Source organism: Flindersiella endophytica, assembly GCF_054779015.1.
Genome location: NZ_BAAGYY010000035.1, coordinates 1 through 22,717 on the forward strand (window position 1 = coordinate 1; position 22,717 = coordinate 22,717).

27 protein-coding genes and 1 pseudogene are annotated in these 22,717 nt (G+C 68.1%); 14 read left to right on the plus strand and 14 right to left on the minus strand.

The annotated features are described in order from the left end of the window. Positions 1 to 929 (minus strand): RNA polymerase subunit sigma-70 (locus tag ACYVF6_RS38000; RefSeq protein ID WP_460528892.1); only part of this gene is annotated, 929 nt, incomplete at its 3' end. 234 nt (positions 930 to 1,163) lie between these two features. After that, positions 1,164 to 1,460 (minus strand): hypothetical protein, encoded by a 297-nt coding sequence (locus ACYVF6_RS38005; RefSeq protein ID WP_460529038.1) that lies wholly within the window; start codon positions 1,458 to 1,460, stop codon positions 1,164 to 1,166. A gap of 53 nt (positions 1,461 to 1,513) precedes the next feature. Here ACYVF6_RS38005 and ACYVF6_RS38010 point away from each other — a divergent pair, with 53 nt between their 5' ends. Next, entirely contained in the window at positions 1,514 to 1,663 is a 150-nt protein-coding gene (locus ACYVF6_RS38010; RefSeq protein ID WP_460529040.1) for a hypothetical protein, read from the plus strand. Here the strand turns inward: ACYVF6_RS38010 and ACYVF6_RS38015 are convergent. The 6 genes and pseudogenes from ACYVF6_RS38015 to ACYVF6_RS38040 form a co-directional block, all read right to left on the minus strand. Next, a pseudogene (locus tag ACYVF6_RS38015) lies at positions 1,600 to 1,752 on the minus strand (hypothetical protein); the annotation flags it as partial. The gene ACYVF6_RS38010 and the pseudogene ACYVF6_RS38015 overlap by 64 nt on opposite strands. Before the next feature lie 106 nt (positions 1,753 to 1,858). Further along, the gene (locus ACYVF6_RS38020) at positions 1,859 to 2,320 is read right to left on the minus strand and encodes a hypothetical protein (protein WP_460528894.1); all 462 of its coding nucleotides are present in this window, start codon (positions 2,318 to 2,320) and stop codon (positions 1,859 to 1,861) included. A gap of 361 nt (positions 2,321 to 2,681) precedes the next feature. Further along, positions 2,682 to 3,656 carry a DUF1648 domain-containing protein gene (locus ACYVF6_RS38025; protein ID WP_460528896.1) on the minus strand — a complete coding sequence of 325 codons (975 nt, stop codon included), beginning with the start codon at positions 3,654 to 3,656 and terminating at the stop codon, positions 2,682 to 2,684. Between the two features lie 22 nt (positions 3,657 to 3,678). Continuing rightward, complete coding sequence (locus ACYVF6_RS38030; RefSeq protein ID WP_460528898.1) at positions 3,679 to 4,026, minus strand: GntR family transcriptional regulator; 348 nt, start codon at positions 4,024 to 4,026, stop codon at positions 3,679 to 3,681. Positions 4,027 to 4,104: 78 nt separating this feature from the next. Further along, on the minus strand, positions 4,105 to 5,403 hold the full coding sequence (locus ACYVF6_RS38035) for an ArsB/NhaD family transporter (protein ID WP_460528900.1): 1,299 nt from the start codon (positions 5,401 to 5,403) through the stop codon (positions 4,105 to 4,107). Next, positions 5,400 to 5,537, minus strand: coding sequence for a hypothetical protein (locus ACYVF6_RS38040; RefSeq protein WP_460528902.1), 138 nt, complete (start codon positions 5,535 to 5,537; stop codon positions 5,400 to 5,402). Before ACYVF6_RS38040 ends, ACYVF6_RS38035 begins: the two co-directional genes overlap by 4 nt. Before the next feature lie 324 nt (positions 5,538 to 5,861). Here ACYVF6_RS38040 and ACYVF6_RS38045 point away from each other — a divergent pair, with 324 nt between their 5' ends. The 4 genes from ACYVF6_RS38045 (at position 5,862) to ACYVF6_RS38060 (ending at position 7,645) form a co-directional block, all read left to right on the plus strand. Continuing rightward, complete coding sequence (locus ACYVF6_RS38045; RefSeq protein WP_460528904.1) at positions 5,862 to 6,185, plus strand: BON domain-containing protein; 324 nt, start codon at positions 5,862 to 5,864, stop codon at positions 6,183 to 6,185. A gap of 575 nt (positions 6,186 to 6,760) precedes the next feature. Further along, the gene (locus ACYVF6_RS38050) at positions 6,761 to 7,021 is read left to right on the plus strand and encodes a hypothetical protein (protein WP_460528906.1); all 261 of its coding nucleotides are present in this window, start codon (positions 6,761 to 6,763) and stop codon (positions 7,019 to 7,021) included. 112 nt (positions 7,022 to 7,133) lie between these two features. Continuing rightward, entirely contained in the window at positions 7,134 to 7,400 is a 267-nt protein-coding gene (locus ACYVF6_RS38055; RefSeq protein WP_460528908.1) for a hypothetical protein, read from the plus strand. Next, on the plus strand, positions 7,397 to 7,645 hold the full coding sequence (locus ACYVF6_RS38060) for an STAS domain-containing protein (RefSeq protein WP_460528910.1): 249 nt from the start codon (positions 7,397 to 7,399) through the stop codon (positions 7,643 to 7,645). The genes ACYVF6_RS38055 and ACYVF6_RS38060 overlap by 4 nt, the downstream gene beginning before the upstream one ends. A gap of 226 nt (positions 7,646 to 7,871) precedes the next feature. Here ACYVF6_RS38060 and ACYVF6_RS38065 read toward each other — a convergent pair whose 3' ends face one another. Beyond that, positions 7,872 to 8,183: an ArsR/SmtB family transcription factor gene (locus ACYVF6_RS38065; RefSeq protein WP_460528912.1), complete on the minus strand. Its 312-nt coding sequence runs from the start codon at positions 8,181 to 8,183 to the stop codon at positions 7,872 to 7,874. A gap of 57 nt (positions 8,184 to 8,240) precedes the next feature. Between ACYVF6_RS38065 and ACYVF6_RS38070 the strand changes: the two genes are divergently transcribed. Both ACYVF6_RS38070 and ACYVF6_RS38075 read left to right on the plus strand, forming a co-directional pair. Continuing rightward, entirely contained in the window at positions 8,241 to 9,008 is a 768-nt protein-coding gene (locus ACYVF6_RS38070) for an SDR family NAD(P)-dependent oxidoreductase (RefSeq protein ID WP_460528914.1), read from the plus strand. Between the two features lie 360 nt (positions 9,009 to 9,368). Next, complete coding sequence (locus ACYVF6_RS38075; RefSeq protein ID WP_460528916.1) at positions 9,369 to 9,950, plus strand: dihydrofolate reductase family protein; 582 nt, start codon at positions 9,369 to 9,371, stop codon at positions 9,948 to 9,950. Positions 9,951 to 10,147: 197 nt separating this feature from the next. On the opposite strand, the gene ACYVF6_RS38080 is transcribed toward ACYVF6_RS38075, so the two are convergent. The 3 genes from ACYVF6_RS38080 to ACYVF6_RS38090 are packed head-to-tail and all read right to left on the minus strand — an operon-like array spanning position 10,148 to position 12,557. Continuing rightward, positions 10,148 to 11,260, minus strand: a complete 1,113-nt coding sequence (locus tag ACYVF6_RS38080) for an FAD-dependent oxidoreductase (protein WP_460528918.1) — start codon at positions 11,258 to 11,260, stop codon at positions 10,148 to 10,150. Then, a complete protein-coding gene (locus ACYVF6_RS38085; protein WP_460528920.1) occupies positions 11,251 to 11,907 on the minus strand; it encodes a DUF3159 domain-containing protein in 657 nt (218 codons plus the stop codon). Before ACYVF6_RS38085 ends, ACYVF6_RS38080 begins: the two co-directional genes overlap by 10 nt. Further along, positions 11,904 to 12,557 (minus strand): hypothetical protein, encoded by a 654-nt coding sequence (locus tag ACYVF6_RS38090; RefSeq protein ID WP_460528922.1) that lies wholly within the window; start codon positions 12,555 to 12,557, stop codon positions 11,904 to 11,906. Before ACYVF6_RS38090 ends, ACYVF6_RS38085 begins: the two co-directional genes overlap by 4 nt. Before the next feature lie 93 nt (positions 12,558 to 12,650). Between ACYVF6_RS38090 and ACYVF6_RS38095 the strand changes: the two genes are divergently transcribed. The 5 genes from ACYVF6_RS38095 (at position 12,651) to ACYVF6_RS38115 (ending at position 17,027) form a co-directional block, all read left to right on the plus strand. Continuing rightward, positions 12,651 to 13,247, plus strand: coding sequence for a TetR/AcrR family transcriptional regulator (locus ACYVF6_RS38095; RefSeq protein ID WP_460528924.1), 597 nt, complete (start codon positions 12,651 to 12,653; stop codon positions 13,245 to 13,247). Positions 13,248 to 13,637: 390 nt separating this feature from the next. Next, positions 13,638 to 14,036, plus strand: coding sequence for a nuclear transport factor 2 family protein (locus ACYVF6_RS38100; RefSeq protein WP_460528926.1), 399 nt, complete (start codon positions 13,638 to 13,640; stop codon positions 14,034 to 14,036). Between the two features lie 96 nt (positions 14,037 to 14,132). Next, positions 14,133 to 14,489 carry a nuclear transport factor 2 family protein gene (locus ACYVF6_RS38105; RefSeq protein ID WP_460528928.1) on the plus strand — a complete coding sequence of 119 codons (357 nt, stop codon included), beginning with the start codon at positions 14,133 to 14,135 and terminating at the stop codon, positions 14,487 to 14,489. Between the two features lie 418 nt (positions 14,490 to 14,907). Further along, on the plus strand, positions 14,908 to 15,930 hold the full coding sequence (locus ACYVF6_RS38110; RefSeq protein ID WP_460528930.1) for a YihY/virulence factor BrkB family protein: 1,023 nt from the start codon (positions 14,908 to 14,910) through the stop codon (positions 15,928 to 15,930). Between the two features lie 206 nt (positions 15,931 to 16,136). Then, positions 16,137 to 17,027: an aminoglycoside phosphotransferase family protein gene (locus tag ACYVF6_RS38115; protein ID WP_460528932.1), complete on the plus strand. Its 891-nt coding sequence runs from the start codon at positions 16,137 to 16,139 to the stop codon at positions 17,025 to 17,027. Positions 17,028 to 17,080: 53 nt separating this feature from the next. Here ACYVF6_RS38115 and ACYVF6_RS38120 read toward each other — a convergent pair whose 3' ends face one another. Both ACYVF6_RS38120 and ACYVF6_RS38125 read right to left on the minus strand, forming a co-directional pair. Beyond that, positions 17,081 to 18,211 (minus strand): DUF4185 domain-containing protein, encoded by a 1,131-nt coding sequence (locus tag ACYVF6_RS38120; RefSeq protein ID WP_460528934.1) that lies wholly within the window; start codon positions 18,209 to 18,211, stop codon positions 17,081 to 17,083. A 192-nt stretch (positions 18,212 to 18,403) separates the two neighbouring features. Beyond that, positions 18,404 to 20,971 carry an ATP-binding protein gene (locus ACYVF6_RS38125; RefSeq protein ID WP_460528936.1) on the minus strand — a complete coding sequence of 856 codons (2,568 nt, stop codon included), beginning with the start codon at positions 20,969 to 20,971 and terminating at the stop codon, positions 18,404 to 18,406. 153 nt (positions 20,972 to 21,124) lie between these two features. On the opposite strand from ACYVF6_RS38125, the gene ACYVF6_RS38130 reads away from it, so the two are divergent. Together ACYVF6_RS38130 and ACYVF6_RS38135 are read left to right on the plus strand one after the other, a co-directional pair. Beyond that, positions 21,125 to 21,520 carry a hypothetical protein gene (locus tag ACYVF6_RS38130; protein WP_460528938.1) on the plus strand — a complete coding sequence of 132 codons (396 nt, stop codon included), beginning with the start codon at positions 21,125 to 21,127 and terminating at the stop codon, positions 21,518 to 21,520. A gap of 146 nt (positions 21,521 to 21,666) precedes the next feature. After that, positions 21,667 to 22,704 carry a phospholipase D-like domain-containing protein gene (locus tag ACYVF6_RS38135; protein WP_460528940.1) on the plus strand — a complete coding sequence of 346 codons (1,038 nt, stop codon included), beginning with the start codon at positions 21,667 to 21,669 and terminating at the stop codon, positions 22,702 to 22,704. Positions 22,705 to 22,717: the final 13 nt, after the last annotated feature.

Below are 22,717 nucleotides of genomic sequence, written 5' to 3' on the forward strand. Positions count from 1 at the left end.
CCGGGGAAGACGGTGATGCGGGCGATTCCGGTGGGGGTGGCGTCGAGGACGGCGACCCCGAGGGCTTGATGGGTTTGGTCGGCGGTGCGGTGGTAGGTGGCTGCGGCAGGTTGGCTGTTGGCGTGGGTCTGGGTCATCAGCCAGTGGCCAGGAGATCCGATCACGTGTGCCAGGTAGCGCAGGCAGGTCACCTTGCCGGAGAACCAGGTCGGCGTGCCCACCAGTTCGATGGCGGCGTCGGTGCGCAGCGCCTTCTCCAGGGCTGTCAGGTCGGCGTTCTCGAATCCGGCGATGTAGTGGCGTAGCAGTTGCCGGGCGTGCGGTTGGGTCGGTTCGGTGAGGTTGTCGGGGGAGGGTGCGACCTCATCGAGGCGGGCGCGGGCTCGTTGCAGCGCGCTCTTGACCGCGGGGGTCGAGACACCGAGCATGGCCGCGACTTCGCCGGCGCTGAACCCCAGCACCTCCCGCAGCAGGAGTACGGCTCGTTGCCGGGCGGGCAGGTACTGCAGGGCCGCCACGAGTGCCAGCCGCACGCTGTCACGTTCGGCCAGAAGCGTGGCAGGGTCGTGGGTTTCGGGGGTCACCAAGGCGTCTGGAACCGGCCCCAGCCAGGCCACCGAGGGTTCTGCCGGGCCCGGCGGGGCATCGGGATCCTCGGCCGGACCGCCCAGGCCACAGGGCAGCACCCGCCTGCCGCGTTGTTGCAGGGCGGACAGGCAGGCGTTGGTGGCGATGCGGTGGAGCCAGGTACGCAGCGAGGAGCGGCCCTCGAAACTGTCGTAGGACCGCCATGCCCGCAGGTAGGTCTCCTGCACCAAGTCCGCGGCCTCCTCCACCGAGCCGATCATGCGGTAGCAGTGCGCCAGCAGCTCCCGCCGAAACGGCTCGGTCTGCTGTACGAATTCCTCTGACCGCTGCGTCCTCACCATGTCCTCACCCGCATCTACTGACCACCCCGACCTGTTCACTCGACATCATCGCCTCCCACAAAAGCCCTGGCGACTTGATCGATCGCTGGACCTCCCGGTCCGAACACCACCCAGATCCCCAGCACCGAGAACGCCTCGTAATACAGACCGCCCACGCCCGCGAAAGGAATCGGTCTGACCGCAGGTCATTCGAACGAGGCGTCAACTGCCGGTCTGCCGACACGGAACCGCTGGTCACACCGGCGAGGGCGGTGTCGCTCGACCGGCTGCGCGGGCTTCGGCGGCCAGACGCTGTCCGGCGATCGCGTCCTCGAAGTGCGCTGCCAGGCTGGTGAGGTGTTCGAGGACGTCGGGATGGCCGTGCCGCAGGTCGTATGTCTCCGCGGGGCCGAGCTCGAGGTTGAACAGCTGCGGCAGTTCCTTGCCGTGTGCGCGGTTCGGGTCGTGTGGGAAGCGGTCGAGGTGGAGCTTGTTTCCGCGGAGCCCGCCGGTGCTGCCCTCGAACCACGGCCCGTTGTCGCTGGTCACCATGACCAGGGTGGGTGTCGGCCAGGCCGAGGTCGAGGCGGTCGAGTACGCGGCCGATGTGCTGGTCCAGGCTCTCCACGACGCGCGAAGGCGTGCACACCGCCGAGGCGGCGTACATGTTCCGCAGGGTGATGCCGTCGGCGGCGACGGAGTCGATCCGCGGTGTACGCAGGATCGTGTTCCCCATGCAGCTCAGGTCGCCGTAGCCGAGGTCGTCCATGACCACCAGGACGATGTTCGGCTGCGCGCGGGCCAGTGGCTGGTCACTCATCGTTCCCTCGGTTCCTCGTGGCATCTGGACGGTCTGCGGCTGAGATCCCGTGGTGGCCCTGGCCCGGGTACGGAAGCCGCCGACAGCTCCCGCACCCGAGGCGCACCAGGTGTCCGGAGCCCAGCCGGCGCTACCTGATTGCGGCGCCGAGGGGCACCCGGCGCCACGACGTACCGTCCGACATCGCCAGGCATGGCCTGCCGTCGTCACCGTCGCCGACGTGGATCAACGCACCCGGTGCGCCCGCGGCCGCGGGCAGCGTCGCGACCGTGTACGGGTGCAACCGGGTGGCGCGGGTGAACACGGTCCGGATGCGTGCACGCTCGCTGCCGATGTCACGCGCGTTGTCCGTTGGTGGAACGAGCCCGGCGACGCTGGCCTGGAAGGCGACGATCTCGTTGACGGAGTTGGTCGAGCACAGCAGGTTGGTGGCAGCCGAGCCGGAGTCGTTCACCGCCACCACGTCGATACCACCCTTGACTCCAGGTCCGGAGCCCGCCGCCAGCGCGCCCTCGACCAGGAAGCCGCCGTAGCTGTCGGCCGCGGCGACACCGGCCGTGGCGGTGCTGAGCACGCGCACCGCGCGTGCCATGCATGATCAGTGTCGGCGGTGTCTTCTCGCTGACGTGGTGCATCGTGTCGCAGCCGATGTCGCGAGACCCCTCGACGACGGCGTTCATGGCGGCCACGGCATCAGCGGTGGCCGCGACCGGGCCCTCCGCACGGTATTCGACCAGGACGGCGAGCACGCCCAGGAGGTTGAGACGGGCGGCCTGCGGCAGGAACTGCCTCCACGTACCTTTCACCCACCCGCCGCCGTGGTAGAAGACCGCCGTCGGAACCGGCGAGCCCATCGGCTCGTGCGGTGGCGACACATGAAGGAGCAGCGTCCTGTCGCCGACGGTCTTGTATGGGATCTCACGCACGATGGCCGATCATGCGCGGCAGCGGCTCTATGGAGACTGGACAAGCGCATTCAGAAGTGCGGCACCATTCTCGGCGTCATCGACACTGATCCGGAGCTGACCGCCTGACCGGTAGCGGATGACCAGGCACTCGCCGCCGCGGATCATGATGGTCGCCGAGCCGGGGAGCCCGCGGTAGCCCCAGCCGCCAACCTCGGATGGCCGACGATGCTCGGTCCAGGCGCTGTCGATCTGGCGCAGCGGTGTACGCCGGCGTGGCCAGCGCCAGGCGCCGTAGGCGATGGTGAGTCCGCCTTCGTTCACCTCGACACGGATCGACGACACCGCGAGACAGGCGACGGTGACCGCAGCGAGTGCGGCGGAGACGAGCAGCATCCACGACGGCAGCGCGTACGCCGCACCGATCGCGACCGCGCCGGCCAGTGCCAGGAGCACGCCCCCGAGGCCGAGTAGCCACGTGTTGGCCGTGGCCGACACCCACACGGCGTGTTCTCCTGGGCGAAGGTCGAGTCGTCGCACCTGCTCGGTGCGGACTGTTTGCGGTGGTGCGTCCGGCCCGTGCCGAGCGACCACCCAGCCCAGCCAGCCGGCTGCCGCGGCAATGGCGATGACCAGGATGACCTGCCAGCCGACCGGTTTGGCTTGCCGCCAGTGGACGGCGTCGAGGTTGGCCCAGACGGTTACCGCCAGCAAACCCAGGACGAAGCTTCCGCCAGCCGCCAGTTCGGCGCCCAGCCATGCTCGTACCGGACGCCGCGTGAGCCGTCCGCCGGTCAGGCCGGCGCCCGCGGCGATCCCGGCCACGGCGAGCCACAACAGCAGGACGACGGCCGCCAAGCCGAGGAACGGCATCGAGTCGTCGGGCCTGCCGGAGGCTCCCCAGTGGCTGGCCAGCGGTTCTGGCAGGCGGGACCTGTAGACCAGCAGGACGGCGGTGAGCAGCCCTGTAAGTCCGGCGATCCAGGCCCCGGCGACCGCAATGAACCGGACTCGGAAGCTCATCGGTGTCACCACATCCAATCCGTCAGGACGACTCTCGAACCAGCTCGATCACGTCATCGGGCTGGTAGCCGTACCGCTCCGCCTCGGTAAGCAGGTTCTGCACGCGCTCGCGCAACAGCTCTCGCGGATCCGGCCGGCTCGAGACCGTGATGCCGCGGCCACGTCGGAACTCCAGCACGCCCTCGTCCCGCAACGTGCGAAGCGCTCGAAGCACTGTGTTGCTGTTGATGCCCAGGCCCGCGGCCAGATCGCGCGCGGGCGGCAGCCGTTCTCCCGCGCGGACCTCCCCGGCGATGACGGATCGCCGGATCGCCTCGACCACCTGTTCGTGCAGTGGCCTCGGATCCTGGAGGTCCAATTTCAGCAACATGGTGATATCAACACTAGCACCATCAGGTCAGGGCAGAGAGCGATGCTCCGGATCCAAGCCGACGGGCCGGCATCCGATTCATGCGAGCACGAAATAGCGGAGCCACAGGTACGGCGTCGTGAGCGCGATTGTCACGACGGTGACAACGAGGCCGTACTTGGTGAACTCCCAGAAGGAGATCCGGCGGCCGGCTCGTTCGGCGATGCCGAGGGCGACGACGTTGGCGGAGGCGCCGATGGCGGTGGCGTTGCCGCCGAGGTCGGCGCCGAAGGCCAGGGCCCACCACAGCACGTGGGGGCCGGATCCGCCGCCGCTGGCTTGGACGAGTTCGGCGACGACCGGGCTCATGGTCGCCACGTATGGAATGTTGTCGACGATGGCCGACAGCCCGGCCGATGCCCACAGCAGCACGTTGGTGGCCAGGAGGAGTTTGCCTTCGACGGCTCCGGCGGCGGCGCCGGCGATCGTGTCGATGACGCCGGTGTTGACGAGTGACCCGACCATGACGAACAGGCCGGCGAAGAAGGCCAGCGTGGGCCATTCGACGTCGCGGGCGACCTCGCCGGCGTCGAGCCGGGAGAGTGCGAGCAGGGTCAGGCCGCCCACCAGCGCGACGATTGAGGGTTCCAGATGCAACGCCGTGTGGAGGACGAACGCGGCCAGCACGACACCCAGCACGGTGAGCGAGACGACGAGCAAGCGCGGGTTGTCGATGGCGTCGCGTTCCTGGAGTTCCATCACCTCCGCCGCCCGTTCGGCGTCGTAGACGAACGCCTTGCGGAACAGGATCCGGCACAACCCGACGAACACGACCATCAGCACGATCACCAGCGGCGCCATGTGGACCAGGAAGTCGTTGAACGACAGGCCGGCGCGGCTGGCGATGATGATGTTGGGCGGATCGCCCACCAGCGTGGCGGCGCCGCCGATGTTGGAGGCCATCACCTCGGCGATCAGGAACGGCGCGACAGGTACGGCCAGCCGGTCGCAGACCAGGAACGTGACCGGCGCGATCAGCAGCACCGTGGTGACGTTGTCCAGCGCCGCCGAGGCCACCGCGGTCACCGCGACGAGGATCACCATCACGCGGAAAGGCTTGCCCCGGGCGCGTTTGACCGCCCAAACCGCCACGTACTCGAAGATGCCGGTTCGCCGTAGCACCGAGACGATCAGCATCATGCCCAGCAGCAGGAAGACGACGTTCCAGTCGATGCCGGACTCTTCGGAGAAGAACGCGTGTTCGGCGTCGGTTGCTCCGATGACCAGCATGATGGCCGCACCGCCACACGCGGCGGCGACCCGGTGCACCTTCTCGGTGGCGATCAACACATAGGCGACAACGAAGACCGCCACGGATATCCACGCCAGACCACTCATCCCGGAAGCACCTCGTCCAGCATCCCGTCAAGCGTGATCGCGCCCTGCATGCCTTCGGCGGGATCCACGACCGCGGCCAGCGGGCTGCGGGTTCGTGCCATCAGCTTCGCCGCATCGAGGGCGGCCGTGTCCATCCACGCGGACGGGAAAGGGCGAACAAGATCGCGAGCGCGCATGGAAACCAGCTCCTGACCAACGACAGCCGACATAGGACAACGACGTCGCCGACCAGACTTCCCGGCACTCCGCCGCCCACCTTATCGACTCGCTGGGTGGACGGTGGGAGCCAGCAGGTGCTGGTGAGCTCGGTTGGCGGGAACGGGCCTGCTGTTCATCGGGTTGATCGGTGCCTGCTTCGTGCCCAGTGGGCGGGTTCAAGTCGGCCATCCGTGCGCATCCGCGCCGGGATCCGGGGTACGGCGGTAGACGTACGTGCGAGACCGGAAGGAGTGAGTCTCGTGGCAGTGACAGGTGGAGCCGGCTTCTGGCCGCCGGCCTGGACATATCCGGAGGACCGTTACTACTACAGCTGGTTGAGCGAGCAACCGCCCGCCCCGCCGTCCGACGGTGAGATCAAGTCGACGGTGGTCAAACGGCTGAAGGAGAATCCCCACACCAAGGACGACGACATCAGGGTCGACGTCAAGCAATCCGTGGTCATCCTGGGCGGTGAAGTGTCGACCTGGCTGGCCAAACGCGCGGCCGGTGACGACGCCTGGGACACACCCGGTGTCGTCGACGTCAGCAACCAGCTCCAACCACGGCAGCTTTCCGGGAGCTGACACTTACCTGCGGTCCGCCCGAGCCTTGGCAGGGCGGTTGGCCTCTTGACGCATCAGAACGCCGCGCAGTTCGACCGCGCATGGTGCGCCTCGTCTGGTCGGTGGCGAGGTGTCGACGGTCCTTCGATGTCGCGCTCAGTCTTGTCCGTCTGTCGCTTGCTCTTGCTTGCTCCTGGGTTCGGGCCAGATCACGGCGTGTCGCTCAGGGCGCCGCTGTGCCAGCCATCCCCAGAGCTCTGCCGCAGCCGGTGGCAGTTCTGCCTCAGTCTTGCCGTGACGATCCTTCCTGGCGTCGGTCTCCATGACCCTCCCTGGCCGTGCACATGCGTACAGTGCGCATGTCGTTGGCATCGGAGGACATACCCCGGCCTTCGCCCGTCAGTCGCTCTTGCCAGACGTGCTGGGTGGTTCGTGTCGGCGTGGTTGTTCGGGGATGCGCATCCGTCGCCCGCCAGGCGGGAAGTGCCTTGTGGCCAGGACGCATCGACCCGATCCGACGAGGAGATGGACTTTGGTCCGTCGACGAGCGACCAACGGCCTCTCCGGTAGTCGTCCCGGGCGCAGATGATGGTGGAGTGGATCTCACCCTCACTGACACCGACCGCGTGCTGTTGCTTTTGGTCGCCGAGGGCAGGGTGACGATCGTTGTCGGGACGGACGGCGTGCCGTCCTCGTTCCGTCCGACAGGTTGTGGCCAGCTCGCGCCGATGTTCACGGACCAGCTGATCCGTCTCCACGTCGCCGGCCTCGTCGTCCAAGGGCCGTGGGGACAGGCGCAGCTCACGCTTCGGGGCATCGAGGCGTTGCGAAGTCGACCATTGAGCCAACGTTCGTAACGCTGGCGAAATCCGGGGTTCGGCGCAACCTTGCGTTTCGTGCCATGACGTCAGGGAACACGGCCTCGGGTATCTCGTCGCGGCGGTCATCCTGGCCGGGATCATCCAGGTCGTGCTTGGCTGCCTTGGGGTTGCCAGGTTGATGCGGTTCGTACCGCGCAGCGTGTTGGTCAGCTTCGTCAACGCCCTGGCCATCCTGATCTTCCTGGCCCAGGTTCCCGAGCTGCGTGACGTGCCCTGGGCCGTCTATCCACTGGTCGCCGGCGGGTTGACTCTGATCGTGCTCTTCCCGAAGCTCACGAAGGTCATCCCGGCGCCGCTGGTGTCAACGTCACCTCGGTCATCGATCCCGACGGCAGCCAGGTGGTCTACTCCGTGACCGGCGAACTGTTCTTCGCCCCCAGCAACGATCTGGTCTACCAGTTCGACTACGCTGGCGACCCCGGCACCATCGTCATCGACCTCAGCGACGCGCACATCTGGGACGCCTCCTCCGTCGCGGCGCTGGACGCGATCACCACCAAGTACGAAAGCCGCGACAAGACCGTCACCATCGTCGGCCTCAACCAGCACAGCGCACGAATCCACCGCAAGCTCAGCGGCGAACTCACCCGAGGCCGCTGACCGGTGCCACCCGGGGCGTGCCTGACTGGTCACGCGTCGGGTGATGCCTCCAAGGCCGTCACGCAGTGGTGGAGCAGCGTGGCGAGCTGACGACGCTGCTGCCTGTCCAGCCCGGCCGTCATGCGTTCACTACCTTCGCATCACGAGGTGACTCGTATGAAGGGGGCTCAGGCTCTTCATGCGATCAGCGTTCGGAGTCTCCCGCTGAGGGCGCATGCGTGACTGCCTACAGAGGATCCTCCGCGGCTGCGAGTACGGCCTCGAGGAGGCCCGGGAATCGGGTGCTGAGATCGTCGCGGCGGAGGGCGACGAAGCATCTGGTGCCCTCTTGGCGGGTGCGCGTGATGCCGGCGTCTCGGAGGACGCGTAGGTGGTGGCTGAGGGTGGACTTGGCAACCGGCGCGGGTAGTTCTCCCCAGCCGCGTTCCTCGTCGTCGGACAGGTAGCGCACCAGTTCGATTCGGACCGGGTCGCTGAGAGCGGCCAGCACAGTGGTCAACGCCATCTCCTCGATGGCTGGATGTCGTGCCTGTCGCATGAGGCCATGCTAGCTTGTTCGATGTTCTACGAACGTCGAACAATGGAGGTGTGAGCCTTGACCGAGCCGACGAGTGGAGACCGGTTCGCGGGCCAGGTCGTGATCGTGACCGGCGCGGGTTCGGGCATCGGGCGGGCGACGGCGCACGCGTTCGCTCGAGCAGGGGCGGCTGTCCTGGGCGTAGGCCGGCGAACCGATGCTTTGAAGGCCACGGCGGAGGCAGATCCGAACATCGCGACGTTTCCCGTCGATGTCTGTGCGGATGGCGCGCCGGAGGCGGTCGTAGCCTCGGCAACGCAGCGGTGGGGACGGCTCGACGTGCTGGTGAACAACGCGGGCGCGACCGCGGTGATGGCGCTGGCCGATGCGACCGCGTCCGCGATCGGGGCGCTGTTCGCTCTCAACGTGACCGCCCCCAGCCTGCTGGCTCGTGCGGCGTTGCCGTGGCTGCGTCAGTCGCATGGCTCGATCGTCAACGTCTCCAGCACCTACGGCCACCGGCCGATCGCCGGTGCCGCGCACTACGCGGCGTCCAAGGCGGCGCTGGAACAACTGACCCGAAGCTGGGCGTTGGAGCTCGCCCCGGATCGTGTGCGTGTCAACGCGGTCGCACCCGGGCCGACCGAGAGCGAGGCGCTGACCGCTGCCGGCCTGCCCAACGATCTCATCGACACGATCAAGCGGGACGAAGCTGATCGCATCCCACTCGGACGCCGTGGCGAACCGCATGAGGTGGCGGCGTGGATTCTCCGGCTCGCGGTTCCCGCGGCGACCTGGCTCACCGGTCAGGTACTCAGCGTCGACGGCGGGCTCGACCTGGTGTAGCCGTTGGCGTCGACGACGAACCGGTCACGACCGGTCCATGGTGATCTCGTGACATCGCTTGTATGCAAGGGGTCCTGCGTGTGGCGCAGCACTCTGAGGTCTTCGTTCTCGGGGCAACCTGGGTTCAGTCGGTGCCGAACGCGGTGGCGAGGTCTTCCTGTCGCCGCGGAGATCGCCTGCGGCGATCGGAACTGGTTCCACGCTTGAGGCGCTCGCCGCGCGTCGTGGGTCGCTTGGCGTCTCTTCTCCGAATGTGGAGTGGCCGATGAGTTTCTGGCATCGGGGTGGTCTAGCGCTACGAAACGTTGGGTCAGGAGGCGCGGCTGGTCAGTTGCGCGGTCGAAGATTAGGAGCAGGCTCATGTCCTCATCGGTGCTCTACATGTCGATGTCCCTCGACGGGTACATCGCGGGGCCGAACGACGAACCGGGCAATCCGGGCGGCGACGGCTTCATGCGGCTGCACGAGTGGTTCGTTACTCCTGACGGCGAGTTCTTCCGGCCGTCCGGCCCGGCCGGTGAGCTGATGGATGAGTGGAACGCGACCGGTGCGGTGCTGGCGGGGCGGCGTCTGGTGGAGCAGGTCGATCACTGGAAAGGTGATCATCACGGTGTGCCGATCTTCGTGGCCAGCCACCGGCCGCCGGATCCGTCGGTGGCGAACTATCCGTTGGTGACGTACGTGACCGATGGCATCGAGAGCGCGATGGCGCAGGCCAAGGCCGCCGCCGGGGATCGGGACGTGATGGTGCACGGCGCGTACACGGCGCAGCGGGCGCTCGAGGCCGGGGTGCTGGACGAGATTCAGATCCACCAGATCCCGGTGTTGTTCGGGGCAGGCCGCCGGCAGTTCGACATCCTGCCGGCGCGGATCGAACTGGAGATAGTTCGGGTGATCGACACCCCGGAGGCCACCCATATCCGCTATCGGATCCGCCGCTGAGCTGGTTCGGATCGACGGCCTCGGGTTGCCGCAGATCACCGACATGATCAACAACACCGAAGGACTCCTGCAACACCTCCGCCGCTGCCAAACACAGCGCCGGAACTCGGGTGGATCGGCGTCGGCCTGAGAGCGGGTGCGGGTGCGCCGTCGTGCGCACCCGGCCTGCCGGTCGATACGCGCCGCGGCGTACTGCCCTACGGGGTCACACGTAGCGAATCCTCGTAGTCGTGGATCGCCGCGAGCAGGTGTTGCTCGCCGCGGTGCGCACGAAGCAGTGCGTCGCGGAGGAGTTGGGCGTCTCGCATCGCCTGGCTGGCACCGAAACCCGGCGACGCGTGAACGGCGTCGCCGAGCAGCGTGATGGTGCTCGCCGGCCGTGGTGCCGCCTGCTCCACCAGCCCGATCCGAAGGCCGACGGCGGTGCCCGGCAAGGTTTCCTCGACAACCAGCCGCAACGCAGGGTGCAGCTCCACGACCGTCTCGCGAGCCCAGCGGCAGGTCGCGGCGCCCGGCTCCACGGCACCGAGTCGATCCGCGGTGGTGGGCAGCGCCCACATCACGAAGTCCTCGAGGCCCGCGACGTGCCGGGCGTCCAACTCGGGCAGCCACTGGTCGCGCGCCCGCGGCGGTTGCTGGGTGAAGCGCAGCGCCGCCAGGATCAGCTTCACGCCGTGAACCTGCACCTCGGTCGGGCTGCCGCCGATGAGCTCGGGCAGGCCGGTCCGCGCGACGGCACGCAGTGGCGTCTCACCGAAGACCATGCGCTTCCCGGTGTCGGCAACCTGCACCTGCGGCAGGTACTGCCGGCGTACAGGAGAACCGATCCCGTCCGCCCCGACCAGCACATCGGCGGTGTCCGTGCTGCCGTCGGCGAACCACGCGCGTACGCGGCCGTCGGCCTGCTGCTCGAAGTGGGTGAACTCCTTCTCGAACCGCACCGTGTCACCCAGCCCGGCCAGCATGACCGCTCGCAACAGCCGCCGGCTGACCTGCCGGCCGATCCGGGTACGTCCGAGGACACTGGCCAACGGCTGTACCTGGGTCACCGCGAGCGTTCCGTCCACGTCGGACACGACCAGCTTCTGCTCGCGTGGGCCGCCCATCGTGGCCTCGATCATGGCGACATGGCCGGGCGGCAGGCAGGAACTCAGGGCGGCTGTTCCCCGCTCGTCGAGGTGCAGGCTCACCCCTTGCGGCCTGCCTCGTGCTGTGTCGCGTTCGTACACCACGACGTCGATTCGCGCCTCACGCAACGCATGCGCCAGGGTCAGCCCGCCGATGCCGGCGCCGATCACGATCACCCGCACTGTGCCGTCCTCTCCTCATCGGTGGCCGCCCCGGACTGTCCGGCGCGCCGCAGCAGCCGCCAGCAGAGATAGACGCAACCGCCCAGCGCCGGCGAGGCGAGTACGACGCTGGCCACGCCGAGCGCGGCGACATTGCCGGCGGCGTACAGGGACAGCAGTACGACCGCGGCGATCACGAACTTGGCCGCGAAGACCGCGGTGCACTGCTGGTAGCGCCGGCGCCGGGCGCGGTCATGCCGCCAGGTGAGCCGTTCACCGCGAGCGCCGCCGACGATCAGCCCGATGACCGGAAGCCGGATCAGCATCGACAGCAGGAAGATCGGCCCGAGGATCAGGTCGGGCAGCATCTCGGGAAGGTAGAAGTCGACGGCGTTGCCGGTGCCGCCCGCCAGCAACGCGGACAGGCCCACGATGCCCAGTGGGATGGCCGTTTGCCACCAGTTCGTTCGCTGTGTACGGAGGCGGACCAGCGCGAGCACCAGCACCGCGCCGACGGCGACCAGTGCCGACGCCAGCACCCGGCCGGTGAGCAGGTAGACGACGAGGAACAGCACGCGAGAGCCGATCGCCTCGGCGATCGTCCGCCAGCCGCCGATCGCGTCGGCGAGCGACAACGACCTGGCGGTCAGCAGGTTCAGGGCGCTCATGCGTTCACCCGGCGGCGACGCAGGCCGGCGACGATGACGATCGCCGCCACGAGGGTGTAGAGCAGCAGGATCCGGGCGTGCCCGCCGTCCGGCCGGGCCGCCCACGGTTCGACCGTCGGTGCCAGCTTCACCGCCGCGATCGTCCCGGCGGCCACGGCGGCGGCGACCGCGAACAACCGGCTCCACCGTCCGTACGGCGTGGGACGGCGCCAGTCGTCCGCGATCAGCCGGAGCAGGCGGGGGAGGTGCGCGTAGACATGGATGACGAGAGCCGTCAGCCACGCCAGGAAGCAGATCAGGTGGATCCGGATCAGCATCGCCGGCGCGGGGCCGGTTGCCGCCAGCGCGACCCCGGTGCCGAGCAGTCCCATGGTCGCGGCGAGCAGCATCGGGGCCAGTATCCGCAGGTTCCGGCCGGGCGGGCCCTTGCGCCGGTACGCGGGGTGACCGGCGTAGTAGCGGAGGAATCGCCACCCGGTGCTGGCTGTCTTCAGTGCCACCGGACCGGCCAGCAGGACACCGATGAAGAAGTGAGGCAACAGCAGGCTCGGCAACATCGGCACGGTGAAGGTCTCGGCCAGCGCCAGAACGAGCAGCACGCCTCCGGCAGCGGCGGTGAGCCGCTCGTTGGCAGTCACGCCGTGAGTCATGGCGATTAAGGTACACCAACGAACCTTAAGTTGCCCGCGCGGCCGATGCCTTACGGTTGTCCGAGCAACGGACCTGACCAGCGTGGAGACGTCGTGGCGGAACGGGAACAGGCGGAACGGCCTCCGAAGAAGTCACGTCGTCGCGGCCAGGACCTGCTCGCGGCGATCTACGACGCGGTGATCGCGGAGCTCGCGGACGTCGGCTTCAGCGGGCTGACGATGGAAGGCATCGCCGAACGCGCCGGAACCAGCCGTACCCCTCTGTATCGGCGATGGAGCAGCTCGACCGACCTGGTGCTAGCGGCCTTCGCGCACGCGCTGGCCGTTCCCGAGAACGTCGCCGAAACCGGAGACCTGCGCCAGGACCTCCTCACACACTTCCGGCGCGTGGCGCAGGCCGGGACGCTCACCAAGGCGATCGTCGCCGGGATCGCCGAACAGAAGCAGCACCCGGAACTCGTCGCCGCCATCCGCGACCGGTTCCTGCGCGTCCGGCTCAGCTCGACCACCGATTTGCTCCGCCGCGCCGCCGCACGCGGCGAGATCTCGGCCGAGGCCATCACGCCGGAGATCTGCGCCGCCGGGCCGTCGTTGATCATCATGCACAACCTCGTCTACGACACGCCCATGACCGAAGCGCAGCTCACCTCCATCGTCGACCGGCTCGTACTCCCGGCGCTCACGCGCTAGCGCAGTCGCTACGGGGACGGGTCTCGGTGTCGATCGCTCCGTCAAGCCGGAAGATCACGACGCCGGCGGCCGAGCGCTCTGTACGAGTGCCAATCGTCGGTCCTGGCAGGTCCGCGGCGGGTGCCGGATGGCCCAGCCCTCTCCACCCGTTCGACAGCAGCGAGCGGATCGCGGGTGGCCTCATCTACTTCACCAACGCCATCGAGAGCCTCGTTCGGGTCAGGCGTCAGCGGATCGTTTGTGGCTGTGGTGTTTGGTCGCTGGTTCGGCTATCCGAGTTGGGCGATCTTGTAGGAGCGGGACACGTCCGCCAGAACCGATGAGTTTTCGACCCGCCCTGGGTCCATACGGAACATCTGTCCACCAACTGCCCTGTCCAGGAGTAGACACATGGCTCAGCGCACCACGGCAGAGGTCATTGACCGCTTCAACCACGCATTCGTCCACCACGACCCCACCGCACTGAACGATCTGGTCGCCGAGGACTGTGTCATGGAGGCGATCCAGCCAGCGCCTGACGGCGCCCGCTATGAAGGCCGCGCGGCGAACCTGGCCTTCTGGACGGCGCTGGCCGAGGATCACAGCACACAGTTCGAGCCGGAAGAGATCGTGGTCTCGTCCGAACATGCGACGATCCGCTGGCGCTTCCGCTTCGGAGGCACTCCTGCGGGTTCGGTGCGAGGCGTGACCCTGATACGGGTCCGCGACGGCCAGATTCTGGAAGCCCTCGCGTACAGCAAAACCGGCGGCGAGGTTCCGCTTGCCGGCATGGAAAGTACCGACAGCTGAATACCACCATCGAAGTCGAGGGAGCTTCAGCCCCTTCGCCAACCACTATCCAAGACGAGGATGGCCATGTCCACAACAAGCGGCGCGGGTGGCACGATGAAAGTACGCACCACTCGCGAGGTCCTTGACCTGTACAACGATGCTTTCCGTCTGCACGATCCAGGCCTTCTGAACGATCTCATCGCAGACGATTGCGTCATCGAGGACACGAGCCCGGCCCCGGACGGCGCACGCCGTGAAGGCGGTCAAGCGTGCCTGACGCGGTGGTCCGAGCTCGCGGCGAATCGTGCGCTGAGGTTCACGCCAGAAGCGGCAGAGATCCACGGCGACCTCGCGGTCCAACCATGGTTACTGCAGTGGGGCGACGGCGAACAGGACCGTGTCCGTGGCGTCAACCTCATCCGGATCCGCGACGGCAGGATCGTCGAGGCGCGCGGCTACGTTAAGGCGTAGGGCTCCGGTCCGCCGGGCGAGCGACATCGAGAAGGCGATCACCCGGCCCACCACGTGGAGTGGACCCGGGTGGTCGCCGTCCTGACCAGGCTGTATGCGCAGCATTCCGGACTGACGTCAAGCTGACCTTGCGCGGACCACAGATTGTCTGTGCCGCGCCGCGCTTGCTTGGTCCAGGTCGGCGTACAACGACGGAGCCTGGCACCACCTCGTGCTGACCGCCGTGCGAATGTGCCCCTTTTGGGAGATACCTGGAAGAGCCGCCGTAAACCGCGCCGGCGGAGCATTGACCGTTGGCTGGTTGGGGTTTGCACTCCGGGGTGGGGGTAGCGATGCGGGGTCCGGATCGTGACGTGCGAGGAGGCAGCCGTGGTACGACCCCAGGCTCTATCGGCGCGTAGGCGGCTGGAGGTGAGTGGTGGACAAGCGGGAGCGAAACGACGACCGAGACGATGAGGTGGACGACAGCCGGCAGAACGTGCCACCGGCCAAGGACCGCGACACCGGCAACGAAACGGTGGAATCCCCGACCGATCTGCCGGCTGGCGGCTGGTGGGCGGCGACCAAACGAACCGTCGTCGAGTTCAAGGCGGACAATCTGGCTGACCAGGCCGCCGCACTCACCTACTATGCGGTGCTGTCGCTCTTCCCGGCCCTGCTCGCACTGCTGTCGTTGCTGGGGCTGCTGGGCCAGTCAGCCGTGCAGACCATCACCAGCAACCTGACGGGTTTCGTGCCAGGCCCGGCCCGGGACATCCTCACCACCGCCCTGCAGAACCTCCACGCACCCGGGCTGGCTGGCCTGGCGGCCATCGGCGGCACCGCCCTGGCTGTGTGGTCGGCGTCGGGCTACATCGCGGCGTTCATGCGATCGTCCAACACGGTGTACGACGCGCCGGAAGGGCGACCGTTCTGGAAGACACTGCCGATCCGGGTCGGCCTCACCGTCGCATTGCTCATCCTCTTCACCCTTGGTGCCGTCGTCGTGGTCTTCACCGGAACACTTGCCCAGCGTGCCGGCGACCTGCTTGGCCTTGGAGACACCGCGATCACCGTGTGGGGTATCGCCAAATGGCCCGTCCTGGTCGTGCTGGTCATCCTGATGCTCGCGCTGCTGTACTGGGCCGCGCCCAACATCCGGCCACGTGGCTTCCGCTGGGTCACACCCGGCAGCGCCGTCGCCGTCCTGGTCTGGCTCGCGGCCTCCGCTGCCTTCGCCGTCTACGTCGCCAACTTCAGCTCCTACAACAAGACCTACGGCACGCTCGCCGGTATCGTCATCTTCCTGATCTGGCTCTGGATCACCAACATCGCCGTCCTCCTCGGGCTCGAACTCGACGCCGAACTCCAGCGCAGTCGTGCGATCAGAGCAGGACACCCACCGGACGAGGAGCCCTACGCTCCACTCCGCGACACCCGTAAGCTGCGCAAGAAGCGCTAACCAGGCCCGAACCAAAACGCAGGCCAAGCCCGCTCCGCTACAGCGCCACGCCGCAGCTAACCACGCAGCCCGGCATCCTGAACCAGGACCGAAAATCTCGGTTGACATGGGCCCTGGCGCATGAATACTGGCTGTCGTCTTGAGTTGATCCGGTCTGCTTACGCGTTTCGCAAGTGGACCAGTGGAAGGGCCCTGCGAGAATGACCATGCACGACGACCAGGTGGACGTGACCACCGGAATCGTTGCGACCCTGATCCAGGAACAGTTTCCTCAGTGGAGCGGCAAGGCGATCCGGCCCATGTCGTCCACAGGGACGGTCAACGCCATCTTCCGCATCGGGGACGACCTGTCTGCGCGTTTCCCACTGCGTCTGTCCGATGCTGCCGAGGCGCTGGCGGTTCTGGAACAGGAAGCCCAGGCGAGCGCGGAGCTGGCACAGGTGTCCCGGTTCCCGGCCCCGGAGCCTGTCGCCTTGGGAAAGCCTGGTGCAGGTTACCCCATGCCGTGGTCGGTCCAGACCTGGCTGCCGGGAACGATCGCCTCTGACGCCGACCCGAGTGGGTCGGACGCCTTCGCCGAGGACCTGGCGGCCTTCATCGCTGCCCTGCGGGACGCCGAGACGCGGGGGCGGCTGTTCAGCGGCGAGGGTCGTGGCGGTGTTCTCGCTCACCACGACGACTGGATGGCGAAGTGCTTCGAGGAGAGTGAGGGCCTGCTCGACGTGCCGCGGCTGCGCCAGGTGTGGAGCCATTTTCGGGAGTTGCCACGTATGGGTGCCGACGTGATGAGCCACGGTGACCTGATTCCCGGCAATGTCCTGGTCGCGGGAGACCGGCTCTGCGGCGTACTCGACACCGGCGGCTTCGGCCCGGCCGACCCTGCGCTGGATCTGGTCGGTGCCTGGCACCTGTTGCGGCCAGGCCCGCGGGACGTACTCCGGCGGGCACTGGCCTGCGACGATCTGGAGTGGGAGCGCGGCAAGGCATGGGCGTTCCAACAAGCGATGGGTGTTGTCTGGTACTACGTCGACAGCAATCCGGCGATGAGCAGGATGGGACGCCGGACACTCGACCGCATCCTGGAGTCGATGGAGTGATGCCGCGTCGGCGGCCCAGTCGCCGCGGATCGTGGTCGGTCCCGGGTCGTCGGCTACAACCTGCGGCCCAGGTCCTGGAATCGGTACTGCATGACCCGATAAATGCTGTTGTCGCTGGTGTTCCATTGGCTGACGGTGAGGTGCAGGTCGTTCAGCGTCGACCCGGGGATCACGTAGCTGCCGTACAACTGCGCGACGTGATTGGCGTCCTGGTTGTTCCAACTCGTCCCGTGCAGCAGGGTCACCCGCTCCGTCTGCCGCAGGTCCTGGGTGGGGTGGTCGAGCACCATCGCCGAGATCCTGTAGTTCGTTCTGTCGAACCAGGTGAACACCCACCGCTTGCCGAGCTTGCGCAGCGACATCTCGCCGATGATGTCGTCGATCACGGTGTCCGGGCCGGCACCCCATCGCCAGGTGTCGCCGTCACGCCCCCACGGCTCCCACGCGTCGGGGTTGGTGAGCTCGTGCGGTCGTACACGATGCAGGATCATCGGGCTCTCGCGCAGGAATTCGGCGGTGTAGATGTACACCCAGCCGTCGTCGCCGAGTTCCCACGTGCACAGGTTCCACATCTTGTCGTACGCGTCACCGGGGAATCGGGCGCCGGAGTCGTGCCAGGTCGCCCCGTTGTCGGCCGAGGTCCAGATGCCGCTCCAGATCACGTTGCCGAAGCCCTGGTTGACCACGGCGTGGAGGTAGATCGTGTCGCCGAGCGTGATCACATCCGACGGGATGATCGTGGAGATCTCATCGCCGTGCTCGTACGGGATGAGCTGCGCGGCCGGAACCCCACCCACCGCACCGGAGAAGGTCACCCCGCGCTCGAGTACACGGGTTTTCGACCACAGGGCCGTGGGGGAGCGCCAGTTGTCTCCCCAGTTCTCGCCGCCGAAGCTGTCACCGAAGACATACAGCGACCGGCCGTCGGGGCAACGAGTCACGCAGCCAAGGTCGACCCAGTCCAGGCCGAACCGCCCCGTGATGTCGGGGCCGGTGAGGTTCTTCACCTTGGTGATCTTGATGCCGTCCGCATAGACCGGCGGATACTCCAGTGAGTCGGCGACGGCCGGTGTCCCGAAGCCTGTGGCGATCCCGGTACCGATCGCACCGGCGGTACCCCCGAGTAGAAGGCGCCGCGAAATACTCGAACGCGAACGATCAGACGATGGCTTCGACACTGGCATGGCCGTGCTCACTTCCTCGTGACAGAAATCGATTTCTTGCACCCTCAGGTTGACACTAGCGGGGATTCGACTCCGTGGCAGCACCTGGCGTTGTCCGAATGCGACCACTCCAGGTGCCTCGGAACGGATAGCGCGGATGGCGTCACGCGAGGTCGCGGCTACTCGCCATCGACCGATCTCGGCGGCCTGGCGTCACAGGCTGGGCGTCGGGTCGGCGGGTGCTGGAACGCCGAGCTGGGCGTAGATCGCCGCAGCGGTGGGGAGGTTGCCGAGGCCGTGGTGGGCGCGGGCTTCCTCGTAGCGGTCGCCGGAGGTACGCGCGAGCGTGAGTGCCCGCCCGTGCGCCTCGGCCGCCGCGTCCCGGTCGCCGGCTGCTCGAAGCGCGCCGCCCAGGTCGTTGAGGCCGCTGGTCTCCAGGTCGACCTCGCCGATGTCGCGGGCGACGGCCAGGGCCGAACGCAGGTCGGCGATCGCCTGGTCGAGGAGCCCGAGCCAGGTGTGTGTCGTGCCGAGCCCGCGCAGCGCGTCGCCCTGGCCGACGCGGTAGCCGACTTCGCGGGAGATGTCGAGCGCTTCCTGGTGGTGGGCCAGCGCTTCCTCGAAGCGGCCGAGCCCTTCGTAGGTCGAGCCGAGGTTGGTCAGCGCCGTGGCCTCGCCGGCGCGGTCGCCGGTTTCGCGCCGGAGAGCGAGCGTGCGTACGTAGTTCTCCAACGCGGAGTCGTAGCGGCCGAGCCGGAGGTAGCTGATGCCGAGGTTGTTCATCGCCCGGCCCTCACCGGCCAGGTCACCGGACTCGCGATGGGCGGCGATGGCCCGCTCGCACGACTCGATCGCCTTGGCGTACTGGCCGGTCCGCCGAAAGACGACGCCCAGGTTGTGGAGCACGTTGCCTTCGCCCGTACGGTCGCCGATGCTCCGGCAGATCTCCAGCGCCAGGTCGAGGTGCTCACGCGCCTCGGCGTACCGGCCGAGCCGCCAGCAGATGCCGCCCATGCCGCGCAACGCCGTGCTCTGGCTGCGCAGGTCTCCGAACTCGGAGTAGAGGCCGGCAGCCGCCCGATGGTGTTCGAGTGCGTCGACGTAACGCCCCAGCCGCCGCTGCACCGCGCCGAGGGCGTCCTGGGCAGCCGCTTCTCCAATCCGGTCGCCGTCGCGGCGGGCGGCTGCGAGAGCGAGCTCGTGCAGGCCGAGCGCCTCGGTGTAGTGGCTGCGCGCGTTGAGGTAGCGCGCCATCGCGGCCGAGAGCCGGACGGTGTACGCGGGCAGGTCGGCCGCCGCCCGCGCGATCGCGAGGAGGTTTTCGCGTTCGGTGTCGAGCCGGCGGCGCGCCAGGTCGTCGCCCTTCTCGTAAGCGGCCGAGGCGGTCTCGGCGGTGTCGACGTAGTGGTCGTACATCCGGGTCATCGCTTGATCGATCGCGGAGCCGGAGACGTCGTCGAGCTGCTCGCGGGCGTAGGCGCGGAGCAGGTCGTGCATGCCGTAACGACCGATGCCGGCTTCCTCGACGAGATGGGCGCGGACGAGCTCGTCGAGTCGTTTCCGGGCGTCCGGAACGCTGACACCGGTCAGCGCGGCAGCCGCCCCGCGGTCGATCTCGAGTCCGGGGTGGAGACCCAGCCAGCGGAACATGTCGCGGGCAGCCGGGCTCAGGTGCCGTACGGACCAGGAGAAGACGGCCCGGACGGCGGTGTGCTCGTCCTCGCCCGCGGTCAGCAGATCGAGGCGTTCGCCCTCGTCGTGGAGTTCGGCGGTCAGCTCGGCGAGCGAGATCCGGGGCCGGGTCGCGGCGAACTCCGCCGCGATTCGCAACGCCAGCGGCAGTCCCGCACACTGCCGGGCCAGCGTGGCGGCGGGCTGGGGCTCGGCGTCGACCCGTTCACCGATCAGCGTACGAAGGAGCTCGAGCGAGTCGGCGGTCGGCAGGAGATCGAGGTTGACGCGAACCGCGCCATGCCGAGCAACCAGCGCGGGCAGCGCGTCGCGGCTCGTGACGACGACGAAGCAGGACGACGAACCGGGCAGGAGCTCGCGGATCTGCTCGACGGAATGGGCGTTGTCGAGCACGAGCAGGACGCGCCGGTCCGCCAGCAACGTGCGATAGCGGGCGGCCCGCTCGGCCAGCCCTGGCGGGATCGCGGTGCCTTCGACACCCAGCTCACGCAGGAACGTGGCCAGCGCCTCCTCCGGCTGCATGGGCTCGTCGATGTCGTAGCCCCGGAGGTTGACGTAGAGGTGGCCGTCGGGGAACAGGGCGGCCACCCGGTGCGCCCAGTGCACGGCGAGCGCGGTCTTGCCCACGCCGGCGGTTCCCGACAGCACCGCGATCAGGACCGCGGTGGACTTCGCACTGCTCGCGAGCAACCGGTCCAGGCTCTCGAGCTGGTGATCGCGCCCGGTGAACGCCGCGACGTCGGCCGGCAGGTCGCGTGGTGGGGGCATCGCGTCCGGCCGGCGAGCCGGGCCGGTTCCGGGTGCTGCCCCCGCCGAGGCAGCTTCGGCGGGCGTACCACTTGCCCGCAGCCACAGCTGATGGAACTGCTCGGTGTCGCCGCCCAGAGCCTCGACGATCAACTCGAGCAGACCCCAGCGCGGCACCCTGGGCTCGGAGAACGCGGCTGAGATCGTCGTGTGGCTGCAGCCGACCTGGCGCGCCATGTCGCGGAGGCTGGGCCAGCCCGCGCGGTGATGGAGCGCGTGCAGCTGGTCGAAGAGAACGCCGATCGGCCCGCTGGGTACGTCGGGTTTGGGCAGCGCGCTCATCGAAAACCTCCCCTGTCGGACATTCTCGCTCGAACCGGGAGCGCGCGCAGCCGTTTTCTGTTCGGCTCTGTCAGCTTCTGTCAAGCGGCCACTGGACGGCCGCAAACTCCTTGGAGACCGACCACTGACACCTATGACCAGGGAGACAAACCCATGTATCTCCAGTACACAGGCAAGGGCACGCTCTGGGGCCTGCGCCTCCAGGGTGCGGATCCGTCCGACTTGGAGGGCTTCGTCAGGTCCGAGCTGGAGCACCTCCTCGCAGGCGGCGACGTGAGTTCGATTCTGCTCATCCGCGGGGACACGACTTCGGACGGAACCGAGTTCTGGATGCTGCTCGACAACGTTCTCGAGGGGCATGCCGGCGTCATCACCAAGATCCAGCAGCACTACACGATCAGCTGGAAGCCGCTCGGAGTCCGGACCTTCAACCACTACGGCGAGGAGAAGAACTTCCTCTCGGCAGACCGCTACGGCGAGGAGGAGTGCGTCGTTCCAGCGCTCGCCGGCTACGGCCAGGAGAAGAACGACGATGGCCAGGCGAAATGAGCCGGCTCGCTTCGCGCCTGTTCGCTCGCGATCCGCTGCTGCAAGCCGTGGCAGCGGGCCGCGACCGGCTTTCGTGGCGCCGCCACGCACACGACTCGGCCGTCGGCCGCGTCCAGACAGTCCTGCTGCGTTGGGACCCTGGCTGCTTGCCCGCGTACGGGGCGGACGGCATGTACGGCGCCGAAACCGCCGCCGCCGTAAGCCGGTTCATGGCCGAGGCCGTCGAGATGACACCGATCTCGTTCGGCGGCGAGGTCGACGCGCGTGCGATCCATGAGCTGGACCGGGTGCAGCGGGCGTTCGAGCTGTCGGTCGACGAGGCCGCTCGGATCAGCGAACTGGACGATTGGCTGACGATCCCGGTCGGTGGCCGGCCGCCACGCGTGACGATCGGTGACGTGCACGCGCACGCCACCGCCGAGCACGCCCGCTCGGCGTTCCGCGACGCCGTGACCGCCTGCACGGGGGACGGCAGCTTCGTGGCCGACACCGCTCTGGTTCCCGCCGGGTTTCCGGTACCAGGCGAGCGCGCGTGGCGGCTGGACCTGCGATGGGCGTACGACGGCGCGCGGCTGCGGGCCTTCTGCGGTACGGAAGGCCAGTTCGAGCTATCCGGCCCCGCGGCCGAGTGCCTCTACGCCGACGCCCGGCAGGGGACCGAGCTGCCTTCGGCTCCGGCCGGTCGCGGAGGCGCGTTCCTCCAACGCACAAGGGTGTTTCGCGACGACACGGAACGAACGGCGTTCCTGCTCTACGCGATCGCGCGGGCGAGACAGTTCATCTACGTCGAGGACCCGCCGCTCGGCGAGGATGTGGTCGTTCGTCAGCTCGCCGCCCGGCTGGAGACGCTCGAGGCGCTGATCGTCGTTCTGCCGAGGGCGTCCGGTGCCGGCGAGCTGCGCCGCGACCGCAGGCGCCGTTTCCTCGACCAGCTCGCGCCATCCGCGGAGAAGGTCGCGGTCGTCTACTCGAGCTGCGAACGGCCTCCCGCCGGTTGGTGGATCTTCGACGATCTCATCGCCGCGGCCGGACCGATCGCGTTCGGCGACATCATCGAGCCGGGTGCCGTGGTGAACCTGCGGACGGCGCTCTGGAACTCCAAGCTCGGCCGGTTCGCGGCCGCGGCGAACGCGCGGCCGGCCACGACGGTCTCGATCTGGCGGGCCTACGGGGCGGACAACTGACAGGGACAGGGAC

Excerpts from the sequence above, each read along its gene's own strand:
- ACYVF6_RS38090 (WP_460528922.1), bottom strand. The coding sequence starts at position 12,557 with ATGACTCACGGCGTGACTGCCAACGAGCGGCTCACCGCCGCTGCCGGA.
- ACYVF6_RS38020 (WP_460528894.1), bottom strand. The coding sequence starts at position 2,320 with ATGGCACGCGCGGTGCGCGTGCTCAGCACCGCCACGGCCGGTGTCGCC.
- ACYVF6_RS38005 (WP_460529038.1), bottom strand. The coding sequence starts at position 1,460 with ATGGTGACCAGCGACAACGGGCCGTGGTTCGAGGGCAGCACCGGCGGG.
- ACYVF6_RS38065 (WP_460528912.1), bottom strand. The coding sequence starts at position 8,183 with ATGCGACAGGCACGACATCCAGCCATCGAGGAGATGGCGTTGACCACT.
- ACYVF6_RS38130 (WP_460528938.1), top strand. The coding sequence starts at position 21,125 with ATGTATCTCCAGTACACAGGCAAGGGCACGCTCTGGGGCCTGCGCCTC.
- ACYVF6_RS38030 (WP_460528898.1), bottom strand. The coding sequence starts at position 4,026 with ATGTTGCTGAAATTGGACCTCCAGGATCCGAGGCCACTGCACGAACAG.
- ACYVF6_RS38085 (WP_460528920.1), bottom strand. The coding sequence starts at position 11,907 with ATGAGCGCCCTGAACCTGCTGACCGCCAGGTCGTTGTCGCTCGCCGAC.
- ACYVF6_RS38040 (WP_460528902.1), bottom strand. The coding sequence starts at position 5,537 with ATGGACACGGCCGCCCTCGATGCGGCGAAGCTGATGGCACGAACCCGC.
- ACYVF6_RS38010 (WP_460529040.1), top strand. The coding sequence starts at position 1,514 with ATGTGCTGGTCCAGGCTCTCCACGACGCGCGAAGGCGTGCACACCGCC.
- ACYVF6_RS38025 (WP_460528896.1), bottom strand. The coding sequence starts at position 3,656 with ATGAGCTTCCGAGTCCGGTTCATTGCGGTCGCCGGGGCCTGGATCGCC.
- ACYVF6_RS38125 (WP_460528936.1), bottom strand. The coding sequence starts at position 20,971 with ATGAGCGCGCTGCCCAAACCCGACGTACCCAGCGGGCCGATCGGCGTT.
- ACYVF6_RS38120 (WP_460528934.1), bottom strand. The coding sequence starts at position 18,211 with ATGCCAGTGTCGAAGCCATCGTCTGATCGTTCGCGTTCGAGTATTTCG.
- ACYVF6_RS38035 (WP_460528900.1), bottom strand. The coding sequence starts at position 5,403 with ATGAGTGGTCTGGCGTGGATATCCGTGGCGGTCTTCGTTGTCGCCTAT.
- ACYVF6_RS38075 (WP_460528916.1), top strand. The coding sequence starts at position 9,369 with ATGTCCTCATCGGTGCTCTACATGTCGATGTCCCTCGACGGGTACATC.
- ACYVF6_RS38115 (WP_460528932.1), top strand. The coding sequence starts at position 16,137 with ATGCACGACGACCAGGTGGACGTGACCACCGGAATCGTTGCGACCCTG.
- ACYVF6_RS38105 (WP_460528928.1), top strand. The coding sequence starts at position 14,133 with ATGAAAGTACGCACCACTCGCGAGGTCCTTGACCTGTACAACGATGCT.
- ACYVF6_RS38100 (WP_460528926.1), top strand. The coding sequence starts at position 13,638 with ATGGCTCAGCGCACCACGGCAGAGGTCATTGACCGCTTCAACCACGCA.